General features: G+C 55.1%; 26 protein-coding genes. 20 read left to right on the top strand and 6 right to left on the bottom strand.

The features are described 5' to 3' along the window. Positions 1-82 precede the first annotated feature (82 nt). Positions 83-715, top strand: coding sequence for a trimeric intracellular cation channel family protein (locus M2367_RS03610; protein WP_042043537.1), 633 nt, complete (start codon positions 83-85; stop codon positions 713-715). 113 nt (positions 716-828) lie between these two features. Next, complete coding sequence (locus tag M2367_RS03605; RefSeq protein WP_042043536.1) at positions 829-1,218, top strand: hypothetical protein; 390 nt, start codon at positions 829-831, stop codon at positions 1,216-1,218. Between the two features lie 150 nt (positions 1,219-1,368). On the opposite strand, the gene thiI is transcribed toward M2367_RS03605, so the two are convergent. Continuing rightward, positions 1,369-2,817 (bottom strand): tRNA uracil 4-sulfurtransferase ThiI, encoded by a 1,449-nt coding sequence (gene thiI / locus M2367_RS03600; protein WP_259235798.1) that lies wholly within the window; start codon positions 2,815-2,817, stop codon positions 1,369-1,371. 46 nt (positions 2,818-2,863) lie between these two features. On the opposite strand from thiI, the gene M2367_RS03595 reads away from it, so the two are divergent. Beyond that, positions 2,864-3,445, top strand: a complete 582-nt coding sequence (locus M2367_RS03595) for a helix-turn-helix domain-containing protein (RefSeq protein ID WP_404972842.1) — start codon at positions 2,864-2,866, stop codon at positions 3,443-3,445. A 290-nt stretch (positions 3,446-3,735) separates the two neighbouring features. On the opposite strand, the gene M2367_RS03590 is transcribed toward M2367_RS03595, so the two are convergent. Beyond that, positions 3,736-4,200 (bottom strand): toll/interleukin-1 receptor domain-containing protein, encoded by a 465-nt coding sequence (locus M2367_RS03590; protein WP_234799738.1) that lies wholly within the window; start codon positions 4,198-4,200, stop codon positions 3,736-3,738. Positions 4,201-4,274: 74 nt separating this feature from the next. Here M2367_RS03590 and M2367_RS03585 point away from each other — a divergent pair, with 74 nt between their 5' ends. Beyond that, complete coding sequence (locus M2367_RS03585) at positions 4,275-4,430, top strand: hypothetical protein (RefSeq protein WP_259235796.1); 156 nt, start codon at positions 4,275-4,277, stop codon at positions 4,428-4,430. Positions 4,431-4,712: 282 nt separating this feature from the next. Here M2367_RS03585 and M2367_RS03580 read toward each other — a convergent pair whose 3' ends face one another. After that, the gene (locus M2367_RS03580; protein ID WP_259235795.1) at positions 4,713-5,093 is read right to left on the bottom strand and encodes a DUF2513 domain-containing protein; all 381 of its coding nucleotides are present in this window, start codon (positions 5,091-5,093) and stop codon (positions 4,713-4,715) included. A 185-nt stretch (positions 5,094-5,278) separates the two neighbouring features. On the opposite strand from M2367_RS03580, the gene M2367_RS03575 reads away from it, so the two are divergent. From M2367_RS03575 to M2367_RS03520, 12 genes are all read left to right on the top strand, one after another. Then, positions 5,279-5,464, top strand: coding sequence for a hypothetical protein (locus M2367_RS03575; RefSeq protein ID WP_259235794.1), 186 nt, complete (start codon positions 5,279-5,281; stop codon positions 5,462-5,464). 807 nt (positions 5,465-6,271) lie between these two features. Next, the gene (locus M2367_RS03570) at positions 6,272-6,484 is read left to right on the top strand and encodes an Hha/YmoA family nucleoid-associated regulatory protein (RefSeq protein WP_024941646.1); all 213 of its coding nucleotides are present in this window, start codon (positions 6,272-6,274) and stop codon (positions 6,482-6,484) included. A 13-nt stretch (positions 6,485-6,497) separates the two neighbouring features. Continuing rightward, positions 6,498-7,070, top strand: coding sequence for a recombinase family protein (locus M2367_RS03565; RefSeq protein ID WP_017779893.1), 573 nt, complete (start codon positions 6,498-6,500; stop codon positions 7,068-7,070). Positions 7,071-8,830: 1,760 nt separating this feature from the next. Beyond that, positions 8,831-9,103, top strand: a complete 273-nt coding sequence (locus M2367_RS03560) for a helix-turn-helix domain-containing protein (protein WP_259235793.1) — start codon at positions 8,831-8,833, stop codon at positions 9,101-9,103. Between the two features lie 99 nt (positions 9,104-9,202). Next, on the top strand, positions 9,203-10,006 hold the full coding sequence (locus tag M2367_RS03555) for a hypothetical protein (protein WP_259235792.1): 804 nt from the start codon (positions 9,203-9,205) through the stop codon (positions 10,004-10,006). Between the two features lie 519 nt (positions 10,007-10,525). Further along, positions 10,526-11,611 (top strand): capsid protein, encoded by a 1,086-nt coding sequence (locus tag M2367_RS03550; protein ID WP_259235791.1) that lies wholly within the window; start codon positions 10,526-10,528, stop codon positions 11,609-11,611. Positions 11,612-11,817: 206 nt separating this feature from the next. Continuing rightward, complete coding sequence (locus M2367_RS03545; RefSeq protein WP_259235790.1) at positions 11,818-12,042, top strand: hypothetical protein; 225 nt, start codon at positions 11,818-11,820, stop codon at positions 12,040-12,042. Beyond that, positions 12,042-12,626: a hypothetical protein gene (locus M2367_RS03540; RefSeq protein WP_259235789.1), complete on the top strand. Its 585-nt coding sequence runs from the start codon at positions 12,042-12,044 to the stop codon at positions 12,624-12,626. The genes M2367_RS03545 and M2367_RS03540 overlap by 1 nt, the downstream gene beginning before the upstream one ends. A gap of 110 nt (positions 12,627-12,736) precedes the next feature. Then, positions 12,737-13,240, top strand: a complete 504-nt coding sequence (locus M2367_RS03535) for a hypothetical protein (RefSeq protein ID WP_005901957.1) — start codon at positions 12,737-12,739, stop codon at positions 13,238-13,240. A 57-nt stretch (positions 13,241-13,297) separates the two neighbouring features. Continuing rightward, the gene (locus M2367_RS03530; RefSeq protein WP_259235788.1) at positions 13,298-13,510 is read left to right on the top strand and encodes a hypothetical protein; all 213 of its coding nucleotides are present in this window, start codon (positions 13,298-13,300) and stop codon (positions 13,508-13,510) included. Further along, on the top strand, positions 13,510-13,737 hold the full coding sequence (locus M2367_RS03525; RefSeq protein ID WP_259235787.1) for a hypothetical protein: 228 nt from the start codon (positions 13,510-13,512) through the stop codon (positions 13,735-13,737). The genes M2367_RS03530 and M2367_RS03525 overlap by 1 nt, the downstream gene beginning before the upstream one ends. Beyond that, positions 13,734-14,204, top strand: a complete 471-nt coding sequence (locus M2367_RS03520; RefSeq protein WP_259235786.1) for a ribonuclease H — start codon at positions 13,734-13,736, stop codon at positions 14,202-14,204. The genes M2367_RS03525 and M2367_RS03520 overlap by 4 nt, the downstream gene beginning before the upstream one ends. 99 nt (positions 14,205-14,303) lie before the next feature. Here M2367_RS03520 and M2367_RS03515 read toward each other — a convergent pair whose 3' ends face one another. Continuing rightward, entirely contained in the window at positions 14,304-14,546 is a 243-nt protein-coding gene (locus M2367_RS03515; RefSeq protein ID WP_043163148.1) for a hypothetical protein, read from the bottom strand. A gap of 243 nt (positions 14,547-14,789) precedes the next feature. Here M2367_RS03515 and M2367_RS03510 point away from each other — a divergent pair, with 243 nt between their 5' ends. Together M2367_RS03510 and M2367_RS03505 are read left to right on the top strand one after the other, a co-directional pair. Further along, a complete protein-coding gene (locus M2367_RS03510) occupies positions 14,790-15,464 on the top strand; it encodes a KilA-N domain-containing protein (protein ID WP_259235785.1) in 675 nt (224 codons plus the stop codon). Positions 15,465-15,585: 121 nt separating this feature from the next. Beyond that, complete coding sequence (locus M2367_RS03505) at positions 15,586-16,080, top strand: hypothetical protein (protein WP_259235784.1); 495 nt, start codon at positions 15,586-15,588, stop codon at positions 16,078-16,080. A gap of 236 nt (positions 16,081-16,316) precedes the next feature. Here the strand turns inward: M2367_RS03505 and M2367_RS03500 are convergent, their stop codons facing one another. Then, a complete protein-coding gene (locus M2367_RS03500) occupies positions 16,317-17,675 on the bottom strand; it encodes a tyrosine-type recombinase/integrase (protein WP_259235783.1) in 1,359 nt (452 codons plus the stop codon). 337 nt (positions 17,676-18,012) lie between these two features. Here M2367_RS03500 and M2367_RS03495 point away from each other — a divergent pair, with 337 nt between their 5' ends. Beyond that, a complete protein-coding gene (locus M2367_RS03495) occupies positions 18,013-19,017 on the top strand; it encodes a hypothetical protein (protein ID WP_259235782.1) in 1,005 nt (334 codons plus the stop codon). 48 nt (positions 19,018-19,065) lie between these two features. Here M2367_RS03495 and M2367_RS03490 read toward each other — a convergent pair whose 3' ends face one another. Continuing rightward, positions 19,066-19,191, bottom strand: a complete 126-nt coding sequence (locus tag M2367_RS03490; protein ID WP_259235781.1) for a hypothetical protein — start codon at positions 19,189-19,191, stop codon at positions 19,066-19,068. Positions 19,192-19,325: 134 nt separating this feature from the next. Between M2367_RS03490 and M2367_RS03485 the strand changes: the two genes are divergently transcribed. Beyond that, positions 19,326-22,301 (top strand): EAL domain-containing protein, encoded by a 2,976-nt coding sequence (locus M2367_RS03485; RefSeq protein ID WP_259235780.1) that lies wholly within the window; start codon positions 19,326-19,328, stop codon positions 22,299-22,301. Positions 22,302-22,342 lie beyond the last annotated feature (41 nt).

Below are 22,342 nucleotides of genomic sequence, written 5' to 3'. Positions count from 1 at the left end.
AATTTCACATGGTCGGACTTGGCGCTTGCCCATGCAGCCTCTAGAATCTGCGCCCCTCTTTTGTTCGAGTCGATGTTTCTCCATGCAGAGCCTGGTTGATCAGATTGTCTATGTCAGCGACATGTTCGGTACCGCCGTGTTCGCATTTTCCGGCGTGCTGGTTGCGGGCCGATTGAGGATGGACGCCTTTGGCGTGTTGGTATTGGCGGCAGTGACCGCCATCGGCGGTGGCACTATTCGTGACATGATCCTCGGCGCCACCCCGGTATTCTGGGTGCGCGATACCCTCTATATCTGGGTCATATTGCTGACGGCCCTGCTGGGCATGTGGCTGGTTCGCCTGCCCAAGCGCCTGCCCTGGTATGTTCTACCGGTGGCGGATGCCTTTGGCCTGGCGCTCTTTACGGTGATCGGCGCCCAAAAGGCGCTCCATTTTGGCGCATCCGGCCTGATTGCCGTACTGATGGGCACCATGACAGGGGTTGCCGGCGGCATGATCCGCGATGTATTGGCCCGGGAGATCCCCATGGTGCTGCAAAAGGAGATCTACGCCACCGCCTGTATCCTCGGCGGCATCGTCTATACGGTGGCACTCGAGTGCAGTCTGGATAGGGTGCTGGCCATGTTTATCAGCATGGCGGTGGTGTTTGGCCTGCGCGTGGCCGCTATCTACTGGCATCTCTCCCTGCCAACCTTCAGCCTGCAACGGGGCTAGCGGTCGGCACTGACGCCTGCATGGCCATGCCTGAATGACAAAAGCCCGCCTGATTGAACCAAGCGGGCTTTTCTGTTGTCATAGAGAGCAGTCATTATCAGGCAGGAACCTTCATGCAAAAATTCGGGATCATTACCTCGCTGCTGCTCATAGTGACCACCATGGGTGCCAATGCCCAGCTTCTGTTTGGTCGACTGGCCTCCACGCCGGTGCAGGAATTCAATCAGCAGATCCGCCTGGCGAGCAATAAACAGCAGACCTGGGTGAATGACTACAGGGCCATCGCCTTGCGTTTCGTGGGCCATGCTGACGTACCGAGCCGGATCCAGGCGCAACAACTGGATAATGATCTGGTGCTCTCGGTTGCCCTCGATGGCAGCAAGAATGACATGCTCTACATCCTGACCCTGTTTCGCAGTGACAACCTCTGGCAGATGCGCCAAGCCCAGATGGGCTGGCGTTGCCAGGGTCAATCTACCTTTACTCCCGTCCCCTGCCCCTAGGCCGCTGACGACGAGCAGGAGACCCTCATCGCCATACAGCTCGGCTCCGATCACGATTCAGACAGCTCGAGTGCAATAAAAAATCCGGCCATAAGCCGGATTTTTTATTGGCGGCACCGCGAGGTGCCGCACCATGCCCGAGCCTGGTGCTCAGGGGCGATAGACCTTGACGTTGTCAAAGCCCTGCTCTTTCAGATAGAGCGCCTGCAGTTTGCTCATCACGCCGCGATCGCAATAGAGCAGATAGGTCTGCTCTTTCGGCAGGTCACCAAAGGCGGTCGCCAGCTTGAAGAAGGGGATATGCAGCACCTCACGCCCCTCGACCACCAGCGGTTTCTCATCGCGCTCATCATTGGAGCGGATATCCAGGATGATCTCGTCTGCGGCCAGTACCTGGGTGGTCTCCACCTCTTGCACCTGGGCTGACGTCTCTTCACCAATACGGCGGATATCCAGATGACGAGCCTCGCTCACCACCTTGTCCAGAATAGCGAAGTCGAAGTTGCCCTCCTCCGCCTCGATGTTGGAGAGCACGGCCTTGATGGTCGGCTTCTTGGAGATGACACCGCAATACTCCGGCATGGTCTCGGCAAACTCCAGGGTACCGATGTGGCGCGCCTGGCTGATGATGTCCGGCTTGTCCCAGGTGATGAGCGGGCGCAGTATCACCTTGTCGGTCACCCGGTCGATGACGTTCAAGTTGGTGAGAGTCTGGCTCGATACCTGACCCACGCACTCGCCAGTCACCAGGGCCGGGATCTGGAAGTAATCGGCCACCTGGCCTGCGGCGCGCATCATCATGCGCTTGAGCACCACCCCCATCTGGCCGTTGTCCACTTTTTCGAGGATCTCGGCCACCACGGGTTCAAAGTCGATGGCGGTGAAGCGCACCTTGTGGGAGGCGCCAAACTTGCTCCACAGGTAATAGGCCACCTGCTTGACCCCGATCTCATGGGCGGCACCACCCAGATTGAAGAAGCAATAATGCACGCGGCAACCGCGCTTGATGAACTGATAGGACGCCACCCCTGAGTCGAAACCACCGGAGAGCAGGCTCAGTACATCCTCCTGAGTCGCCATGGGGAAACCGCCGAGGCCGTGGTGCACGGCACTGATGATGTAGAGCTCGTCGTTTTCCACTTCCAGATTGACCTGGATATCCGGCTTCTTCAGGCGCACACCGGCGGTTTCACAGTGCTGGTTGAGGCCGCCACCCACATAGCGCTCCAGCTCCAGGGAGCTGAAGTCGTGCTTGCCGACCCGGCGGGCGCGCACACAGAAGGTCTTGCCTTTCAGACGATCGCCCCAGACGGCGCGGGTCTGCTCGAAGATGTCGTGCAGATCGGTAAAGTTGCTCAGTTTCACTTCGAGGAAATACTGGATGCCAGGGATGCAGGCCAGGGTCTCGAGATACTGGGCGTGGAAGTGATCGTTGCGGGAGCTCACCACCAGCTTGTCCCAATCCATCCGCACGCGGGCGTCTTCGTCAAAGCGGCGCAACACGTTACGGATGTTGCCCTGCAGCATCTTGGTGAAACGCTGACGCACTGACTTGCTCTTGATGGTGATTTCGGGGAACAGCTTGATAATGAACTTCATGGGGGCTCTTTAAATTTTTAAGTAAATCAACGACTTACGAGTAGCGATGGGAACAAATGTTAGAATAGGAGTTCCCGTGAACAGCTACACATTATCTCACAGCGACCAGATTGTTGCCACCATTGCCAAACTACCAGCGTCCACCTTCGGGACCCACTACACCAAAGAAGTTGCATTGGTCATAGCCCGTCACATGAACAAAGCTCAGGGCTGGGCTGCCTGTCTCTACCTACGTTCCATCGCTAAAGCTGTCGGCTGCACCACTCGCACAGTCCGCAATGCGCTGCGTCGTCTGGAAGATCTTGGTTTCATCAAGACCGAACACCGTAAGCACGACCAGATAGCCAACTGGAATCTGGCGTCAATTTACCGTCTCGGCTCTGCGATCATGTCAATTTTCCGCACCCCCAGCACCCAGCGTCCGGCTAAGTCTTTGACTTCTTCTAAACAGAAACAAAGTAACAAAGATCACGCTCTCGCTTCTTCGCCTGTGAGTAAGTTCGCCATGTTCGACCACAAGCGAGTCATCAAGACACCGGAGGAATGGGATGCCTGCAAGAAGGCCAGCCAAGAGCACAACAGGAACGCCCTACAGAAGCTCAAGGACATGCTGAGGGCACAACGATGAACGGACAGAAAAAGCTTGTGTGCGTGGAAGCTGGACTAGGGATAACCGAGGGCCAGGAATTCCCTGTGCTGGGAGAGAATGGGGGCGCGTGGGAGATCCTGCTGGGCGGTGAGTACCGGAAGGTGAACAAGCGGTCTGGCCGTGTGCAGGGCTGGAGGACAGGCCCGAGGTTTGGCTATGTGGACAAGTACGGTAACTGGGCTAACCAGAAGCTGACCCAGTTACCTAATCGCTAAAGCACACTTTTAGAACAACCGCACCTGAATTAGGAACCTGTACGGATCACTAAGTTAAACCGCTACTAATTCTGCAATTTTAGCAGCAACAACCGACATTGTATCTTCCCCTGTGTCCAAGCCGCTGCGTGAAGCAAGCAGAGGGCTGACATTGCGGAGAGCAACATACGTTGTGTTATGCACGATTGGGACAAGCTGGTTGCCAGCCAATAGAGCCGAAAGCTCTTTGTCAGCGACGCCCTCTTTAGGCAATCTTTCCAGCAAAGCTGGTGTCACAAGTACCAGCCCAATTCGGGAGTTTGCCAAACCCTTGTCGATGGCCCGCATCATCGGAACACCGAGACCAAGATCCTTCTCACTGAACCAGACTTTGACACCCGCCGCTTCGAGTAAATCATGTAGCTCTTTGGCTACCCCTTTCCGGTCATCCCACGCATGGCACAAAAATACATCACGAAGATCAGGCTGCTCTGCTGCTCTTGTCTCTACAGTTTGACGGATTGGCGTGAGTGATGTCACTTCGTTGGGTGTGTAGAAAACTACGGAACCGGCTTTTGACCAGCTAGGCTTTACACTGCGGCTACTGCTCCCCGATGAAGATGATGGTGAAGGGCTGTAGCTCCCGTAACTACTACCGCCGTAACTACCGCTGTATCCCCCACCGTAACTTCGGCTTTTATAACGACAAGCAGGACAGGCAGCCGCTGCCGCAGCTGAACTATGTCCCCGAACTGGTGCTGTACATCTAGCCATGTTTCAACTCTCCTTTATAACCTACAAATGTATTAACCACAGAATTAATCAAAATAATTTCAATTGGTTAGAACAATTAAAATCGGTCTCTGCATGAGAATACGGTTATAACCCAAATGGGTATTAGAGGACAATTGAATGATCGATCAATAGCCAATGGCATCACGCGAGGCCAATGGAAATCATTCATCTGGGCTTTGCTGGTGTGTTCCTATGTGCGTGAAATTTTCAGGTCACAGGAACCAAGAATTCAAGTTGGAGCGCGGCTAGAGGTGGTGCTACACAGACAGCCCAAGCATGGAGGTCATTGCAGCAGCGGCAACTGCTTTGATCGTCTCAAAGGTCATGTCGAGCCCTTTGTCTGCAAAAGTCTCTTTGGTACGGTTCCATACGGTATCGCTACGGATTGCGTCTAGGAACTCATGCCCTTCCCACGTAAGTGCTCTGGCTGAGAAGTCATTTGCTTGGACGCCAAGACGTGCATTAATAGTCCCTTCAACGAGCCCCTTATCCATCATGAGTTTCATGTGTCCAGAAATTCGATACTTCTCTTCCAAAGTATCAGCGCCGAAATCACGCAGAGATAAGTAGCCTGTGGAGCTATCCATAGCTTCAATCTTTGTCAGCATTTCTCTTACCGTTTCCCAGTCACGTTTCATCTGGCCACTCCGTAGTCCATTAAGACCTCTTCAGTCGACAACATGTTACATAACAAATCCTTGAGGGTAAATTTGGTATTATTGTGCTCTCTATCAAGAGCTTGCCAGTTCAGCATGGACTCTTATGAGATGATAAGGCAGATTGAACCGCGGCGAACTGTATCCAAGATACCGAGGAGGCAAAGATGAAGAACTATGTAGTGGTCATCGCAAACGGTACAAACAACATTGAATTCACTATGGAAGCTGACGAGATGCCGGTTTTTCAGCAAATCGTCGATGCTGTAATGCACACACCATCTATTTCTTCCCGACTGGGTGGTGCTGGTCTGCACTCTTTTACCTTGGTTAGCGTCGAAGAACAGATTTGAGGGTTTTATGTAATTTGGCACAGAACATAAAGGAGAAAAAATGCTTCCAAAGTTCGACAATACTGAAGATGGGCAACTTGTGTGTCCTTCATGTGGTTTCAACTGCTTGCACCATGACAAAGTTGAAGTCTTTGAATGCACTGAAGACGCTACACACGGTGTACATGTAACTGTTAGTGATGGCAAAGCGGTAATGGATACCTCCCTAGAAGGTAATCCAAGTGCACGTCGACATGGGCTATCCGTTCACTTCTGGTGTGAAGGATGCGATGCCAAACCAGTGCTATCGATTAGTCAGCACAAAGGCTGCACCTACATGACATTTGAATGAGACAATGCGCTCTGCCGGATTTGTGTGAACAAGTAAAGGCACTCAAGTCCGGCTGAATAGCCAGCCCATAATTCGTTGTCGTTTCCAGGTAAATTTTGGAAAAAATCTGAACGCCTTCTTCAGTGATTAAACGCCTGCGATTTCCCCCCGTCCCCCCCTCAGTTCTCCAAGCTGCCGGTCGCCCTGTCATCTTCTTTCTGTAGCCACCTGAGCAACTGCCTGTTCCTCTCCCTGTCCATACCCCAAGCCATCCGCCATCACGTAGACGATCCCCTGCGGCCTTCTGCCGTGTGTCTCTGCCCTTTCGTCCGTCCCTTTGAGGTATACCCTAATGGACTTCTTTCACACGGGGGTATTGACTGTCTCATTTATGTTTCATAATCTAAGTCCCATAGGGTTTAGACATTAATGTGACGGCGTGACACCGACAAGGACTCACGTTGAAGCAATAGGAAGAAGATGAAGGAGATTTCCACATGAATGACTTGGTTATCAGGCTTCGCCGATTCAAGGACAGGAAGTCACTGGATAGAGTCGCCCCAAGGATGCTTGATAAGGCTGCTGCTACGGGCTTCCAAGAGGAACTGAAGGTCATTGCTGCGATTGACCACCGGCAAGCAGAGATAGCTGCTGGAAAGCATTACGACGCGGGGAAAGTCCCTATGACAGCTTGGGCATTGGTGGATTGAGTAGGAGAGAGTGATGGGACAGGTTATCGGTTATGCGCGAGTGTCATCTGTCGGTCAATCGCTGGATGTTCAACTGGATAAGCTGACAAAGGCCGGTTGTGAGCGTGTGTACCAAGAGAAGGTATCAGGGACCAGCACAGATGGCCGTGAGCAACTAGCCGAACTCCTGCGGTATGTCCGAGAGGGGGACGATGTGGTGATCACCAAGCTGGACCGTCTGGGCCGTTCTCTCGCTGACCTGCTAGACATTACGGAACAACTGGAAGCCAAGGGCGTGACCCTGCGTGTACTGGACCAGAACCTAGAAACGACGACAGCCCAAGGGAAGCTGATGTTCACCATGCTGGGCGCCTTTGCTGAGTTCGAGACGGCTCTACGCAAGGAGCGTCAGATGGAAGGGATTGCCAAGGCCAAGGCTGCGGGGAAGTACACCGGCAGGCCCAAGAGTATCGACGAGGATGCAATCAAGGCGACCCTGCTGGAAGGCGGTAAGTCTCTGCGGGAAATCGCTACGCTTCATGGAGTCAGCCGAGCGACTGTCCATCGCCTATCAACAAGGATGCGAGAGGATGGGGAGCTGAGTTGATCGAGTGTGTCTATCGGTTGAGCCTGGGACCATCGAAAGGACCGATCACTGGAACAGTCCCAAAGTACATTAGAAAAAGCTAATTTACCCTGACCAATAGAAAGAACTGATCGAGTGACCCACTTTGATCGAATCTTTCAATCGACCCCCGAGGCTGTTCACCGCGACACCTTGGGGGTTTGTCGTTTGGGAGGCGCTGGGGCCGACTCTGGGCTTGTTCGTCTGAGTGCCCCTGTTTGTTATCCGTGGGTCTGTCCCGACGACCATCATGGTGTTTTCGGAAAGTCGGGAATCCCGAAAAACCGAAAGATCATCCCGACGAGTATCGTGGAGACACCACCGAGACACCTTCCAGGGACCTCCAAATCAGGGACAAATGAGGCTATCTGAATTTTCCCTGACCATTGAATGAAATGAAAGACCGGTCCCCTCTCTCTCTTCTTCCCTCCGCCCGTCCCTAAGACTATCTATAAGACATCTATTAGATACCCTAGATACTATCTCTCTATACATTACTTACTACAGGTATCTTTAAGACTACCCGAGGATACACGAGGACTACCCAAGGACGCCCCAATGGCTGTCCTGTTGTCGCTTCCTCAAGACTTCCCACTGACCATCCCGAGGACAACCGAGTGACGACACAAGGACAGATAACCAGCAAGGATGACCTATCAACAGTATCCGTTGGCTGAACATAACAAGCTCCTTATGAAACCCAACTGGGTGACCTGTCCCAAATCCCTGAATCAGGAGAACGGAACACCCAGCGATGGACCTTCGGATTGTCCGAAAATGCCCCGAGGGCAAATCCGGCCACCTCCCCAGCAATGAACCTTGCGACTACCTCCAAAAATCCTGAATCAGGAGAAATGGAGTACCAAGCGTCTGACCTTGGACTGTCCGAAAATGGTCCCAGCCCAAATCCGGACACCTCCCCGCGTCTGACCTTGGGACTACTCCAAAAATCCCAATCTGGGAGCAATGGAGTACCAAGTGACGGATCCGAGGACCGGTCGAAAATGGCCCGAGGGCAAATCCGACCACCTCCCAGCGTCTCCCTCAGCTCTGCCCTTTATCGCCTATCAACATTGTCCATCCAAGCAAGGGCAGGAAAGGGAGTTATCTATAAGTAATCTGTAGGTACTTATCCTGTGGCCCCTATGCACAGGGAAATCCGGAAGGGGGGATGGAGGGGTACAAAAATGCCCTTGAGGCAAAACTGTACCTCCTAAGGTCTGTCTGGAGGGGTAGCCAAACGCCCCAACGGCTTTTGGACACACCCGAGGTACGTCTTGAGGTGTTGCGAAACGGGACGCCCCCTTTTAGCAACCCCCGAGGTCCATCTGGAGGGGGTCTCAAAATCCGGAATCCGGAAAATGTGCCCCCGAGGTTCGTCTTGAGGCGGTGCCAAAAGAGAGTTTGTCTTTTCGCACCACCCCGAGGTCCGCCTTGGTGAGTGGCGAAAATGGCCCGAGGCCAAATCCGTCAGTAACCCGAGGTCCATCCTTGCAATACGCCGAAAATGCCCCTGAGGCAAATCCGGCGTATTCCCGAGGTCCGTCCTTCAGGTTCCGGAAAATCCTGAATCAGGGAAAACCGGAAGGGGTCCCGAGGACAACCTGAAGCCGTACTGTAAAAATGCCAGTTTGGCAAAATTACAGTATCCGAGCGACTGACCCGAGGACGACCTGAAGCCGCCTTGGGAAAACAGCGGATTCCGCCAAGATCCCAACCCCGAGATCTCCCCAGCCCTCTCTGTGCAACTGAAAGAGAAGCGCGATGCTGCGATTCTGGAGAAGCATAAGGAAGGCATGAGCGGGCGGGCGATTGCCAAGCTGTTCAACATGACACAGGACACTGTAGCGAAGACCATCGCCAAGCTGACAGAAAATGCGGAATCCGCAAAATCTGTCACCCCAGAGTATTCCACCTCCGCCGTCCCGATGGCATCCACTGAAGACCGCGCCGATACCCGCGAGGACGCCCGCTCCTTTATTGACGAACAGCTCGACGCTCCGCTTACAAATTGATGATCTGATCTAAAGGTTTGACATCAATCAATGAAATGACTTTGCAAGCTTGATCGAATAGAAGTCGATTGATGCAACCACCTAATGGAGAAACATTAAATGATGAAAAAGCATCCAACTCTTTTACCCAAGGGAACGGTGCTGACAACAGAAGGCCGCGACAAGATTCTCACGGGCAAGCTACAGCGAGCCGTGGTACATGCTCTGGTTGGAAGTGACTTCTGTTACCTTCCGACCCCCGAGCAGACCGTCGCCAACTTAGTTAAAGAAATGGGCCGCTGTGACGAGGTAGCCCCTCAAAATGTTCACCGGACGTTGAAGGTGCTCGAAGAGAAAGGAGTGCTCAGGCTCACCAAGCTGTCTTCGGGAAGCGCCGTTATTAAGCACGCGATCAGCAGCAGGCAGACCGGCGAAATGACAGCCGATGGATACCCCCGATGGGAATACTACATCAGCGGCGACGTTACGAAAGAGCTGCGTGAACACGACGTGCGTTATGCAGCCGATGTCGTTGGGCATGTGGATTTCGTCTCGGCGATTAAGGAGGCGTTACAGGAGAAGAAGAACGCATCTGTGTTCAAGACCGTGAAGCTGGCGAAGGAGGGATCAACCCGCTGGTTTATCACTGAGTTCAACAAGCCATCCTTATTTGCGCTCGCTGCCCGTGCCTATTCTATCCGCGTGAATGACAACTACGGTGAAATCCCGCACCAGCTTGTCGAGCAGGCCGCCCGTGGAGCTTGGCAGCCGTTCTTCGACACCCTGAAGAAGAACAAGGTGATCAGCTACCACGACCTACCAGAAGGCCGTGTGATGGTCTGGGACGCCCGTTGCTGGTCAGTCTATAGCGCCCGTGTGATGCAGCAACGGGAAGCGATCATTCATTCCTGGAAGACCGAGTGATTAACAGGGGGTCCTTAAAAGCCCCTACGGCGTTTGGGGACCCCCAAGACAGACCAGAGGACAACCTGAAGGGGGAGGAATAAATCCCAAATTGGGGAAAATTCCCCCTCCCGAAAAGAGAGTTTGTCTTTTGGGGACCCCCGCGTCAGCCCCGAGGACGCCCTTGCGCACTGGGTAAAAATGCCCTTGGGGGCAAAAATACCCACCCTGCGTCCCCCTGCCCGAAAATCCTGAATCAGGAAAATCGGGCACCCTCTCGATCCCCCTGTCCAAAAATCCGGAAAAATGGACACCTCTCGATCCCCCTGTCCGAAAATGGGGAATCCCCAAAATCGGGCACCCTCTCGCCTTCCTCCAGATTTCCCTGACCTAAGAACGTAGGAAGACGCTCCAAGAGCGCGCAATTCAAGGACCAGCCCGTGGGGAAACCTGCGGGCTCCCTTTTTCTACGTCCTGACTCCCTTTCCCTCTTTCTCTTTGGCCGAAGGGCCATCCACCTATCAACAAGGAAAAACAACTATGTCTGCTTACGGCACTTTCCCGACTTTTCAAAACGTAACCCATGTAGGTCAGAACAACGGTCAAGGCGATACCCGAGCCCTCTTCCTGAAGCTGTTCGCTGGTGAAGTTCTGACGATGTTTCGCAATCAATGCGTCTCCTTGGACACCACCCGAGTGATGACCCTGAAGGGTGGCAAAGCATTCGATTTCCCAGTACTTGGCATGAGCCACAATGCGAAGTACCACAAGCCCGGCGAGCTGATCCAAGCTGGCGGCATCAAGAACGTCATGCGCACAGTCACCGTGGATGACGTCGCTGTGGCTGCTGTGTTCGTGGCAGAACAAGACGAAGACCTGAGCACCTTCGAGGTTCGCTCTCACTATGCCCGTGAGCTGGCCTATGAGCTGTCGAACATGATCGACAAGAACGTCTTCCGGACCATCGCCAAGGCTGCCTTCATTACCAACAAAGAGCTGGCTATTGCTCAATTCGGTGAGAACGGCGTACTGGATGACGAGACCTTCACCGAGAACATTACCCTGCGAGCAACCGATGCGGCAGGCCGTCCGATGACCCGTGGTCAGCAAATCGTGGACGCCATCTTCCGTGCCCGTACCGAGTTCCGCAAGGCGAGCGTCCCAGGCATCCCTGTGTGTGTCCTGAAGCCGGACGACTTCGAGGCCCTGACCAATGCGACTGCTGGTATCGGCAACATGGCTTGGCTGGATAAGCGTTTCTTGGGCCAGACTGGCGAGGACAAGTCCAACGGTAACGCTGACACTGGCCTTCGTGTCGCCGGTATGAAGATCTACGAGTCCAACAACCTGCCGGACCAAGACGAAAGCAACGGCCTGATCGGCTCACCGGAACCCCTGAGCGTGGAAGAAGGTGGCTCTGGCCGTACCGCTGCGTACCGTGGGAACTTCTCCAAGCTGCTGGGCTTGGTCTACACGAAGGACTGCGCGGCTACCGTGAAGGTCCGTGACATTGCGACCAAGTGGGTCCCCGAACCTCTGCGTGTCGGTAACACCGTGCTGGCTAAGATGTTCGTCGGTCACAACATCCTGCGTCCGGCCTGTGCGGTCGCTCTGCTGGAAGCGTAACAGGGATTTCCCTGACCAAAGGATGGAGAGAGGTTTCTGTCAGGGTCCTCTCTTCCTCTGCTGCCTTTCTCGAAACCGATGGTCATGGTTGCGATTCCTTGGACCCCCTTGCGTGGTTCCTGTGTTTTACACGGGGGCTGCCCTTGGGGGTTCTTCTTTGAATAACGTTACTCTGGCCTATTACCTCTCAACTTCAAGGAGACCTTATGTCTACTCAAACTCAACACCCGAACATGCAACGAAAGAAACCCCAAGCCCGTACCACTGCAATCCTGTGGGAAGACGTTATCCCCAAGGCTGACGCACTGACCATCTACTTCTCCAAACAGGCAGGCTTTGGCCTGACTCGCACCCAGATGCTCAACGCACTGGTTAACCGTGAGTTTGACAAGCTGCGCTCTCAAGGTGAACTGGCTGGGGAGGTGCAGTGATGGACTATCAGACCACCGATTACGGCTTCAGCGTGGAGACCTGCGATCTGCCCTCCTACTCCAGCGGGGTGAACGACCAAGGGGAAACCCTCTATGAACTGGATGGGATCGAAATGACCAAGGCACAGGCCGAGGACTTCAAGGACTACTTCTTCGACGACGAGGACGATCACTCGCTTTCCCAGGACAACGACTCCGAGTCCCTACCGGACACCATTCTTTCAGGCTTGAACGCTGTGAATAACGCTCTGGGAGGCGGTGGAGTCGCTGAGTTCTACGCTGACGAGTTGCTGGGTCTAGGCGAAAGCCGAATGGACTCCGTGGTCTCTTCTTCCGGCATGAGTCGGGAGGAAATTCAGTCCCATGCAACAGCGGTAATGATCGACATGGCCGCACAGGTAGGAATGCCCAGCGACTACCTGATGAACGAGCTTCAGAACGACATCAACCGTGTCCGCTCGCTTAACTCCCAGTCAGGCTTGAAGCTGCTGCGAGAGGCTATCGCTGACGGTATCGCTGGGGAATACGACTCCGCGATGACCAAATGGGATCGCCTGCGTTGCGCCCTGCAATCCGTTAAATAACCCACTTTCTCTAACCCCTAATTACCCCATACCACAACCATCCGGAAAGCCTCTGCGGCCTTCTGGAGGGGCCACTGTGCCCGTCTCAACACAAACACAAGGAATCCGACATGAACAAAATCACCATTGCTGACCTGTCCGAAGAACTGCTGGACGTAATCAACGGCCAACGCGCTGTTATCAACAAACTGGCTGAACTGGCTGGCCTGTCTTCTGGTCAAGTCCGAGTGCTCCAGATGGAAGCCTCCCAGCGTCACCAACGGGCCAAGGCTGCTGAAGCGAAGGCCAAGGCCAACCGTGAAGCCTACGAAGAGGATCACCAACAGATGGCCGCTTGGGTCTACGCCACCCGCTTCGACTTCAACAATGCGAAGGAGTGGGGCAAAGCAGCAGCGACCGAATGGCTGGTTATCTGTGAACGCAACGGCTCCGAGCATGGCCGCGATCACTCCTTTAAGTACCACGAGCCGACCCAAGACGAACTGCTGGAAGCCCTGAAGGATCTGGAGGGCTGGAGCCGTGCGACCGAAGAACACAACAAGGACCGCCGCGAACATGCCCAGCGGACCCTTCCGAAGGTCAAGGCCAAGCTGGCTGCCCTGCTGACCGCTTAATGCAACCAACGGGGGAGGCTCTGCGTCTCCCCTGCTCTACCGAAGGAACCTATCAACATGACCGCTAATGAAGCCTTTCTGGTCCATCCCAGCGACTTCGTGAAGCGCCTTCAAGCCTTCGCCACTCTGACCCTTGGCCGCCGTCCGTCTACTGGTCAGGTGCAGAACGCAATCAACCGATACGTCATGCAATCCCACGGGACAGACCGAGAGTCGATGCTTGCGCTTGCCCGTGAGCTGTTCCCGACAACCGAACAGGAGGCCGCCTGATGGCCATCAAACGCGAAGTCACCATTGAGGACTGGAGCCACAAGCGCAAAGCCAAAGTCCGTCATGCCCTCTTCTGCGTGGCCTATCGGGTTCTTCAAGGGGACAGCTTGGAGAAAGCCTGTCGAACCGTCGCAAAGAACCTCCACCGCGATAAGAGCCCCTTACGTCTTCTCGCAAGGCACTACATCAAGATCACGAAGACCACCACCGGAGACAACACCAAATGACCCAACAGTACACCTACACACTCGCCACTGATGGCGCTTGCAACACCAACCACACCAAAGCGTCAGTCCGTGTGGCTGGCTGGGGTTTCCTTGCTGTCCGTAGCGATGGCCGCAAAGTTGAACGCTGCGGCTTCTGCGTGGGCACTGGGGAGTCCAACCAGACCGGAGAACTGGAAGCAGTCATTCAAGGGCTGTCACTCCTTAAACCTGGCTCTGTCGTCGAGGTCCTGACGGACTCCGCCTATGTGATCAATGGGGCGACCCAGTGGTTAGCCGGATGGAAGGCGAAGGGATGGAAGAGGGCAGACAACAAGCCAGTCCAGAACAGGGACCGCTGGGAACAGTTGGATAACCTGCTGAACACCCGCCAAGTGACCTTCAAGAAAGTGAAGGGACACAGCGGCCACCCGATGAACGAACGAGCGGATCAACTGGCAGTAGCCGGTATGAATTGCTACGGGCAGTAAAAGACCCACTGAACAAGTCAACTACTGGTGAGCCTACGTGAAATTCTGAAGAGTCACAGGGCGATTGTCCCCAAGATTTCACGTAGAAGTAATCGGTTATTAGTCTTCGGGAGCAAATGCTGAATCGTCTTCACCGTCGAAAGCCCAGAGTGAAACCCTTAGTGAGTCGCCGACTTTCCAGCCTTTCGCTTTCAGAATCTCAGGACTTACGCCTTCAGGGACGTATGCGTAGTAACTGTTAGGCGATTCGCCGCTACTGCCTTCATCTAGCTCCCACACGATCCCTGCTTGCTCAAGCTCTTCATACTCTTCTTGAGTGAGTCCAAGTTCATCCCAAACCATGCTGATTGCCCTCTGCGTTAAAAGGAATAAAGAGCCTAACTCGGTCTCGATTGACTGTCCCGTCAACTCCTTTAGTCGATTCTCCCTGACCTAAGCAACAGACCTTCCTCTGGTCACTTTCAATCAACCAATTGCGTCTTTATGTCGTGCCTCTTCTGCTGCTCCAGCTTGCCTATGGGTTAAGCGATTGGGGGCTTGCTGGAGAGAGGACGGCATGAGAGGCACAACATAAGGAACCCATTTATGAACATTACTTTCAACGGTAACGCCTATCCTATCCGCAAGAACGCCGAGGGACTGTACTCGCTGACCGACATTGAGAAAGCATGGCTGGCTGAAGGCAACACTGGAGGACGTCTCGACAACTGGAAAGTCAGCCCTGAAGTTGTCGCTATGATTCAAATACCTGAAATTCAGGTAATTTCCAAACGAGGACGCAATGGTGAGACTTGGGGCTGCAAACGTGCGGCCATCCTCTACGCCTCCTACTGCTCCCGAGAGTTCCAGCTTGCTGTCATTGACGCTTTCATTGCGCTGACCGAAGGCGACACCATGCAGGCCGCCGTTATCGCTGAGTCTGTCGCAGTGTCCCCTGAACTGCTTGAGAAGCACGACACCACCCGCAAGGCCATGAACGATGCAATCAAGGCCAAAGGGATCGACATGTGCGGGAAAGCCTACGGCAACTTCTACCGGCTGGCCTGCAAGGCTGCCACTGGGTATGTCCCTTCTGTCCTTACAGGCAAGAATGGGTCAGCCAAGGAGTACATCAAGCAGGTATCCAACGCCCCCTGTATGCACGCTCTGATCGCTTGCATGGAGACGATCACAATGGGCCTGAAGGTAGGGCTGGATTATCACAAGGTCGCCGCCATGCTCAACGTGGAGACCTCACAGAATGTGGATTACTTGAGGTAACGATCATGCAGTGAATAGAGCATGATAAAACGCTTAGTTTTATAGATTACCCACACAATTGCACCAATAAGTACACCCTGATACCATTTGGCACCTCATTGTTATCTGTCGAGCTGTTGGAATGCCTCGAATTAAAGAGTGGAACTTAGAAACGTTTGCGTTTGGTGCTCTAACTGCCCAGAAAATCTCATTTTCAATAGATCATCATGACTACATCATGGTCTTTTCGCCTGTTGCTGCAACTTACGGAGACACGATCGGAGATAAGGAAGCAGAATTTGGAATGACTTTTCCTGCCAATACGTTCGAAATGAAGTTTGATCGACAAGATAACTTTGAGGAAGAGAACTTTTTTGTGCCCCCTTCAGCAAGTGAAGACCGGTTAGCTCACTCACAACTTAATCGTTTAGGCAATGCAATAAGCCAGATCCTCGATTTTCACATGTCAACGACCAGTGCTCAACTGTACATAGCGATTGCTGAAAACCCAAAGTTAAAAACCTTTTACGCTCGGCTTGCCAAGAAGCATGCTCAACCTTTAAACTGCACAGTATCAAAAGACATAGGAGAGGAGGGGTTAGGTTATGCAATCAGAACGCCGCACTTCCAAAGCTAAAGATGCCAAACATGAAGCTATGCGTCAGCTTAAAGCCGCATACCTGAAAGCCAAAGAGCAAGGCAATGTGACGACTTACAAAGTCTCCAACGCATAAAGCGATTGCTCTATCAGAACCCCCGCTAAGTCGGGGGTTTATTTTTTTAGATTATACTGTTAAATCAATGACAAAGCCTCCTTGGTGGACTTCAGGATCAGACCTGTCTTGCACCAAGGGGGCTTTTTGTTTCTATGGATTACACATCGAACAACTTGATGAACTGGGACATGTAGTCGGACGCAAGCATGGTCTCAACGGCTTCGAGCTGGCGTGAATAGTCATGGCCAGATGAATAGAGCCCATAAGACATGGTTAGCCCTTTGGTCCCGTGCCCCACTATTGGCGCTGTAACATCCTCTGGGATGCCTGCACGTTGGTACGCGGTAATAGCCATGCCACGCAAGCTATGGAAGCCCTTGGTGCGATCTCTGACGCCTGTGACAGCCTCTTTCAACTTGCCAAACTTGCTGGACCACCCGTGGGGGTTCTTCGACTTAGGGACAGGCCACACATTGCCGACAACACATTGCCTGAGTTCTTCCCAGAGACCGAGCGGAAGAGGGAAGGCACGAATGGAGTTTGCTGTCTTGCCAGCCTTGATACGCACCAGCGGAACGCCTTGGCTAACCTCAAAGGAATCAGCCTGAAGACCAATAATCTCGCTTAGGCGGCAACCTGTGATAAGTCCGAACTTCGTCAACATGCGAAGATCATGCGGGGCCTTCTCGACGATTTGGGCCATCTCTTCAGGAGTGAAAGGGGCGTATGACTGGGAGTCGCCTGTACTCTTGATTCCTGCGCTCTTGAATGGGTTATCCCCTTCCACGCTCCGAGTGAGATAGCAACTTTCCCACACAAGGGACAGAGCCGATAAGTAGCCGACCCGTGTGCTATCGCTCTTGCTACCAGCCAGGGAGTCAAGCCACAAAGTCACGTCCCTCCGCTCTACATCCTTCAGTAGAACCACTGGACGACCAAGGAAGGATGCAAGGCTTTCTGCTGCGTGTTTGGCGCGACTCAACGTTGCCGGAGCTGCGGCTTTAAGACCCTTCACGGCCTTTGCCTTCTCACTCTCGATGAATGCCTTGGAGGCTTCCTGTAGAGTGATGGCGTACTTATCGCCCACCTCTAGCTCCCCGTGGAGGGCAAGCCTTATGGCGTCCGCCAGTTCTTCATCCCCACGCGCAATGGCCGACTCGACGTCATAAGCGTGGTATAGCCCTTCAGGTTCAACGACAACCTCTTGTCCATCTGGCAGCATGACAACCTCAATGCGCTGCTCTGCTTCCCTGACGGCTTGTTGAATCTCTTCGATGTAAGCGTTAAATCGCAGACGCTTGGGGGCTTCTTCAGCCTGTGCCACCAACCGCTCAAAGTTGGCAATGATGAGGTCACGCTTCCTCTGGGCTTCTTTGAGGTCGCCGGTTTGTAACGTCTTTGTGTAGAGCCTACGACCGCCAAACATCGGCAATCCACGGATAGCCTTGGGGACATTCCACACCAAGTACCAGCCATTTGCCTTCTGCTGTAAGGCCCAAGTCTCACGCCTTCTCATACACACCTCACTTATGCTAGTCTTACCACAAAAGTTACCGCCAATGTTTCCATCTTTGTGCTGTAAGCTGTTGATTAGCTATAAATTCAATGCGTTACACATGGAGTCAAAAGATAATGAACTTCATGGTGTTGACTCGGGTGACCTTAACAAAAGGGCGCGAATTATAGCAGAGCTTGCCGCCATCGCCTACCAGCATGGCGTGGGGACGCGGGTCGCCTCTCCGCAAGGGCCTAGCCCATTGGCAAACATGACCGCAGCCGTTTGCCGCGCTCAGGGGAACTGGGTATATTGCCCCTCCTCTGTTACTGGCGACGCAAGCGGCGATCACTTCGAGATGAAGACCTTTATCTATTACCCCGGCATGGAGGTGCGCGATGAGCTCTGGCTCAAGTTCGCACTGCTCTGGCTGGAACGGCTCGCCTTCGTATTCACCCTGAGCGAGCAGAGCCGACTGCCGCCCCTGCTCGATCTGCTGACCCAGCAGAGCAATCTGCTGGCCCCCTCCCCCAGCGCCGCCGACTTCGATGCCATCACCCCCCGGTTAATAGAACAGTTAGGCACCCTGCTCGCCCCGAGCTTTGTCCGTCACCGGGTTTTTGGCAACAAGGCGCTCATCGACCGCTGGCAGCAAGGCGCCAATCACGACTGCTTCTGCCCGGCCCAGGCCGGGCTGACCCACCTGCATCAATACTGCCTCGGCCATGGCCTGGCCAGCCAGGATGAGGGGGGCATTCGCATGGCGCGGCGCCTGGCCAATCTCCTCTCCATGTACCTGGCCCGGGAGTGGGCACTGACCCACGATGGCATCCTCATCACCGACCATGACTACCTGGATCGCCTGCTCCACCTGGCCGAATCCCGCTACCAACCTCAAGGGGGTCAGGAGTGCTTCCACCTCGAGATTGGCCTGCGCCTGCCGGCACATCTGGGGACACTCCCCTTTGATACCCTGCTCGCCAAACGCCGTCACCCTGACTTTACCCTGGCCCTGACCGGGTTTCATGAGGCGCTCGCCACCCTTATCAAGGGACTGGAGGAAGGAAGAGCGACCCCGCCCATGCTGACGGCATTTGCCAGGGCGAGGGACCTTCTCGAGGATGAACAGCTAGACACCCGGTTATCCTCCCCCCCTCAGGCTGCCGCCATGGCGCCCCTCGTGCTGCCGCTGACCTTGCTGATCAGCACGGCGCCAGGGGCCGCGCACCAGCTCAGCCGCCTGCAGGCCACCAATGCGGCATTGGCTCGCCCCCTCGTCTTCCATCCCATCAAGAAGAGCCACTTCCTGCGGCGCAAGAGCCTGCACGGTTTCACCCGCCTCGGCCAGATCCGCCACGGTTAACCAGAGGGGGAAACAGCAAGCCCCCCGCTCACAACCAGCCTTCGCAAGCTATGAGGGATCGCGCAGGGACGCCACCTGCCAGGTCTTGAAGCCGCCGGAGAGCTTCTTCACCTTGACGTCGTGCTGGCTGAGCAGGCGGCAGACCACACCACCAACAAACAGGATCCGTTTCATCGGCAAGACGCCAACCAGCGATAGCTCGCCATAGCATTAGACAGCACTAATTTAGACTTCAACGAAATTTTGTTTGCCCGCAATATGCAGTATTCTTGGCCCTCCGGCAGTCGCTCAACAGGATGTTTCCCCTCATGTCGTCTATCGCACTTCGTCAACCAGTGCCCACCTCGTCCACGCCCCTCTTCTTTCGCCTGGACGCTCGTAGCCAACGACTGGTTGCCCTGACGGATGTGATGCAAACCCCGCTGCACTGGCTCGATGAACCCAGAGCTCCCTGGCCTGCCCAGTTGCCGGAAGCCCTGCGCGGCCCGATAGAGCAGATGCTGGCCAAGGGCCAAAGCGGTCGGCTCCATCTACGCTTCGACGGCATCCTCTGGCAGATTGCCCTCTCCCACGAGCAGGATGCCTTCTGGCTCATCTGCCTGCAGACCCAGTCCCAGGAAATCACGGCAGACCTTGCCCTTCACCTGCCCAGACTCAGCCAGATGGCGAGCCAGCAGCAGTTCGCCCCCATGCTCGAGAGTCTGAAAGAGACCCTGGGGGCAGACCGGCTCGCCCTCTGGCATTACCAAGCCAGCGGTAGCTTGGGGGGCGAACAGCTCACCCCTGTCTTCTCCCTCGGCTGGGATGGCACCGATGCCGGCAAGGCGGCCACGCCCCTTGCGGCCATTCGAGGCGACAGCCGCTACATTCGCGCCCTGCGCACCCGCAAGGCATTGAGCTTCTCCGAAACCGCCCACCAGCCCATGCTCAGCCAGCACTACTACCTGAGCGAGGACAATGTCCACTCACGCCTCGATGCCGCCCTGCTCGATCAGGACAGGCTCATCGGCGTGCTCAGCCTGGAGTACCGGACCCCCACGCTGCTCAACGAGGAGATGCTGCAACTGGTGCGCCACTGCGCCCAGCAACTGGGCCACTGGCAGCCTCAGGTTGAGGAGATGGCCAGCGAGGCCGCTCAGGCCCTCTCCCTCCCCGGCGAACTCAGTCTGATGACGGGTATCGACTATTGTGAAACCCTGGTGAGCTGGGCCTGTCATATCAGTGGCGCCAGCCTGGGGTGGGTGGGTGAATACCAACCGAGGGGCAAGGATCTCTGGGTCATACCACGCCATGTCAGGCTCAAGGGTGAACCGCAACACTGGCCCGCCATGGGACTGGATCCCGGCCCCAGCGCCGAGCTGTTTCACCACGGTCAGGCGCTCTACATCGAAGATCTGGCGCAGCGCTACCCCAGCGCCACCAAGTTACTCAGTCACGATGCCAAGGCATTCATCGGCATTCCCCTGAGCCTGCCGACCCCGGGCCCCATAGGCCAGCTCATCTTGCTGCTTGACCAGCCACTGGCCGATCCCATGCCGCTGCTCGACGTGCTCACCTCCCAAGCCAAGCGGGCCGCCATCGAGCTGCAACGTCTGGCTGCCGACGATGCCCTGCGCCTGGCCGAGGTCGCCTTCAACACCCACGATGGTCTGCTGGTGACCGACAGCCAAGGCACCATCCTCAAGGTCAACCACTCCTTTTGCCGCATCACCGGCTTTGCGCAGAGCGAGATGGTGGGCCAGCACATTGACCGATTGCGCCCCCCCTATTACGGCGATCGCCTCAAAGAGGAGGTGTGGCAGACGGTGCGCAATCAGGAACTATGGATTGGGGAGGAGCAGTGCCTCAATCAGGCCGGCAACCTGTTCCCGGTCAGATTGATGGTGAGCGGCGTCAGAAATGAGCATGGGGAGATAGGTCACCTGGTCTGCAGCTTCTATGACGTCAGCAAGGAGAAAGAGGCAGCCCGCAATATCGAACAGCTCGCCTACTACGACGATCTGTGCGGCCTCTATAACCGCCGCAGCCTGACCGATGCCCTCAATCGCACCCTGAGCGAGCCCAATGGCCAGTGGGGTGCCCTGCTGCTGGTCGATCTGGATAACTTCAAGTCGATCAACGACTCCCTGGGTCATGCCTATGGCGACATGTTGCTACAGGCCGTGGTTGCACGCCTCAAGGAGCTGCCCCAGGACAATCTGGTGCTGGCCCGGACCTCGGGGGACGAGTTTGCCTTGCTGTTCACCGCCCTGGGCCAGGGCTATGTGACCGCCAAAATATTGGCAGAGCACTTTGCCCGTGAATTGATGGGTCAATTTCGGGCTCCGTTTGATATCGAATCCCACAAACTGCACTGCAGCGCCTCGATCGGTATCAGCCTGTTCTCGGGAGAGGACAAGGATCACCTGATCCTGATGCAGCAAGCCGATACCGCCGCCCACATGGCCAAACGCGGTGGTCAGGGCAGCTATGTGTTCTTCAGTCAGGCCATGGCCGAGAAGGAGCGCAGCAAACTCGCCCTCAGCAACCAGCTGCGCGATGCCTTGCGCAATCACGAACTGCTGCTGCACTACCAGCCGCAATACCGGGTCGACAACGGTGCCCTCTCCGGCATAGAAGCCCTGCTGCGCTGGCAGAAGAGCGATGGCACCATGGTGCCTCCCGGGGAGTTCATCCCCATCGCCGAGGAGACCAGCCTCATTCAGGACATCGGCTACTGGGTGATGAAGACGGCCTGTGCCCAATACAGCTTCTGGCTCAATCAGGGATTCACGATACCCCACCTGTCGGTCAACGTCAGCGCTCGCCAGTTCCACACCGCCGGTTTCGTGCAACAGGTGGAGTACATACTCCGTGACACCGGGGTGCCCCCCTCCCGCCTCCTGCTCGAGATCACCGAATCCGTGGTACTGGAGAACAGGCTGGAGAGTATCGCCCGTATGCATCAGCTCAAGGAGCTCGGCATCTTGCTCTCCATCGATGACTTTGGCACCGGCTACTCATCCCTCGCCTATCTGCGGGATCTGCCCGCGGACGAGGTCAAGCTGGACCGCAGCTTCATTCAGACCCTGGTGCACAGTGAACAGGACAGAGCCATCGTCAAGGCCATCCTGGACTTGGCAAGGGTGTTTCGCTTCACCGTCACCGCCGAGGGGGTCGAAGAGCAGGAGCAACTCGACATACTCAAACACCTCGGCTGCCAGCACTATCAAGGCTTCCTCACCAGCCGCCCACTGCCGGTCAAGGCACTGGAGAGTCTGCTGACGCCGTTATCAAGCGGCTAAACAAGTATGCTTTATAGGGCTTTTCGTAATAAAATAACGAC

This window comes from Aeromonas sp. BIGb0445, from assembly GCF_024809075.1.
Taxonomy (GTDB): Bacteria; Pseudomonadota; Gammaproteobacteria; order Enterobacterales; family Aeromonadaceae; genus Aeromonas; species Aeromonas rivuli.
This window is presented reverse-complemented; position numbering and strand designations above follow the sequence as displayed.